The organism is Salipiger sp. 1_MG-2023, from assembly GCF_030547555.1.
Lineage (GTDB): Bacteria > Pseudomonadota > Alphaproteobacteria > Rhodobacterales > Rhodobacteraceae > Salipiger.
This window is the reverse complement of record NZ_JAUOQN010000137.1, coordinates 1-2,548: the sequence shown is the minus strand read 5'-3', so window position 1 is coordinate 2,548 and position 2,548 is coordinate 1. Positions and strand designations below refer to the sequence as shown.

Genomic DNA, 2,548 nt, shown 5'->3' with positions numbered 1-2,548 from the left:
ACGCGCATACATCTCATCATACTGCGCCGCGCCGACATGCGCCTTGGCCGCAAACTCGGGCGTCGGGGCGTAGGTGGCGGAATTGTTCTGTGCGTCGTCTTTCATGGAGATCCTCCCTCGATCTTTCAGCGCCAGCGCGGGGTCGCGATCAGCGCCTTTCAGTTCTCAAACGCCGCGGTGCGGCATTTCCCATCCCAGGTTGGAGCATACGCCGTTTCGAAAAGAATGGAACAAGTATCCGAAAAACAAGAATATCTTTGTAAATTATTTTCGTTAGCCTGCGTATGAGTGTAAATATCTTCGCTTGCGAGCAGGTTTTTTCCATGGATTCAAAGTGCTTGACTTAACGTAGTGTAAAGGCGCGCCACACGGGCCGGGAAGGCACTAAAAACAGGTCTCACGTGCATCTTTAGAAAGCGGCATACCGTTGCATGCAAAACTGGCCGCCTGTCGGTCATCCGAGTCGGTCGCAGGTGCACCGTGCGGTCATCTGGCGAGGCTCAGGCGATAAGGCCGTCACCAAGCCAGCGAACCCATGGCAGGGATCGCCATGAAGAAGCTGACGACGACGCTCTGAGCGTTGCAATCGCAATCGAAGCCATGGCCACGGAATGGAACGTCTCGGTCTGGGCAAGCCCTGCACCTTTACCAGAAGCTGGCCGATCTGATCGTCGAAAAAACCCATGGCGAGGTCACCATGAACATCTCGTATGGCGGCTGTCCAAAACCACCGAGACCCTCGACGGCATCTAGATCTCTGCCGTAGAGATGGCTCGGATCTGCGCCGGTGATCACCCCGACAGCACCCGCAGGCTGACCGCGCTTGAATCGCCGTTCATGGGCGCGAACCCGCTCGGGGAAGAGATCGCCGTCAGCCAAGCGGTGTCTAACCATCCGGCGGTCAGGAAAGAGCCGGAGCAATGGGGCGCGATGCTGCCGATGCCCACGCCGATGCCGCAGTACAACCTTGTTGGCACCGGCGCGCCGCGCGCCACGCTTGACAGCTTTGACGGGATGCGCGTGCGCGGCCTCGGCAATGCCTTTGCGGTGGTGGGAGGGGGGCGCCCTCAATTACCACCTCCGAGGTTTATCAGGCGATGCAAGCAGGGGGATCGGCACCGCCGCCTTTGCCCGGCATGCGCCTCTGTCCTTCGGCACCATCAACGAGGGCGATTAGTAGACGGCGAACCTCACCCCTCGGAACTGCGAATTGCCCAGGGATGGTGAACAAGGATGCCTACGAGACGCTGTCCGATGACGAGCGCGCCGCGCTGGATCATTACCTGACGACTTACGGCGGGCTTCACGACAAGTGGGGCAGCGTGCCGGCCGAGAAGTCCGTCAAAAAGGTGATCATCTCCGACGAAAATTTGGCGCAGTTCCGCGAGACGGCCGGCATGGCGATCCAGAGCGAATGCATCGAGTTGATGGCGGCGCAACAGACCGCCAAGCTGTCGATCATGATATTCACCATTATCTAGAGCGTGCCGATCTATATGCGCGGTGTGGTTCAGCATCCCCATGGTCAAGATGGCCGAACTCTGCCTGATCACCCCGCCGATCGGGCTCAACTGTATTGTCGTGGCCGGGGTGCGCCCGGGCCTGTCAGTGCAGGATGTGTTCCGGGGCGTAATGCCGTTCTTCACCGCCGATGCGGTGACCATCGGGCTAATGGTCGCCTTGCCGTGGATCATGCTCTGGCTGCCAGCGCTTGCCTGACGCGACAGGCAGGAAAACGGCGCCGCCCGAAGGACAGGGCGGCGCCATCATTTCACGGACCGGAAGGGAAAGAGGCGGCCCGCCTGTTTCCAGCTTCGGTGTCATTCCCCTTCAAGTACAATCTTAATTTCTAAGACCGCCGCGCCTGCGGCCTGTCGTGCCGGGCCCGGGAACCTTTCCGGCAAACGCCGCGTTATGACATCAGAACGACTGGGGACGGAGCCCCGGTCGCGCACAGATCGCAACACAGGATTGATCCGGGGCAAGCGCCCCGGCGGGGCTGACCGGCCTTAGGATGCCTCGTGCCTTGCGACATCGCGGACCGTCAAAGGAGACATGTCATGGAATTTGCAGGCATCGGAGGATTCATCGTCCTCGTACTGGATATCTGGGCCATCGTTTCGATCCTCGGCTCCTCCGCTAGCACCGGCTCCAAGGTGCTGTGGACGCTGCTGGTGATCGTGCTGCCGGTCCTTGGTTTCATCATCTGGCTGATCGCCGGGCCGCGCTCGTCGCGCAACATCGCCTGATCGCCACCCCCTGACAGAGTGGAGGAAACGCATATGCTTTACTGGGCAATCCTGTTTTTCATCGTCGCCATCGTGGCGGCCGTCTTTGGCTTTGGCGGCATCGCCTCGGCGTCCGCTGGCATCGCGCAGGTGCTGTTCTTCATTTTCGTGGTGCTGTTCGTCATCATGCTGGTGATGCGGCTCGTGCGCAAAACCTGATGCACCTTGGCGTACGAAAGGGCCGCTCAGCGGAGAAGGTGTTGAAAAACTCCACTTGAGTGATGGCTTGGCTGCTGATTCACTTCTCCTGAGGCATGGGA

General features: G+C 59.9%; 3 protein-coding genes and 1 pseudogene. All 4 read left to right on the top strand.

Annotated elements, in window-relative coordinates:
- Positions 1-1,220: 1,220 nt before the first annotated feature.
- The 4 genes and pseudogenes from Q4543_RS24755 to Q4543_RS24125 all read left to right on the top strand — a co-directional run bounded on the left by Q4543_RS24755 (position 1,221) and on the right by Q4543_RS24125 (position 2,447).
- The gene (locus Q4543_RS24755; protein WP_368502198.1) at positions 1,221-1,481 is read left to right on the top strand and encodes a hypothetical protein; all 261 of its coding nucleotides are present in this window, start codon (positions 1,221-1,223) and stop codon (positions 1,479-1,481) included.
- Between the two features lie 13 nt (positions 1,482-1,494).
- Positions 1,495-1,719, top strand: a pseudogene (locus Q4543_RS24135) (TRAP transporter large permease subunit); the annotation flags it as partial.
- Between the two features lie 341 nt (positions 1,720-2,060).
- A complete protein-coding gene (locus Q4543_RS24130) occupies positions 2,061-2,249 on the top strand; it encodes a PLD nuclease N-terminal domain-containing protein (RefSeq protein ID WP_216005177.1) in 189 nt (62 codons plus the stop codon).
- Between the two features lie 33 nt (positions 2,250-2,282).
- The gene (locus Q4543_RS24125; protein ID WP_303442655.1) at positions 2,283-2,447 is read left to right on the top strand and encodes a DUF1328 domain-containing protein; all 165 of its coding nucleotides are present in this window, start codon (positions 2,283-2,285) and stop codon (positions 2,445-2,447) included.
- The last annotated feature ends 101 nt before the right edge of the window (positions 2,448-2,548 follow it).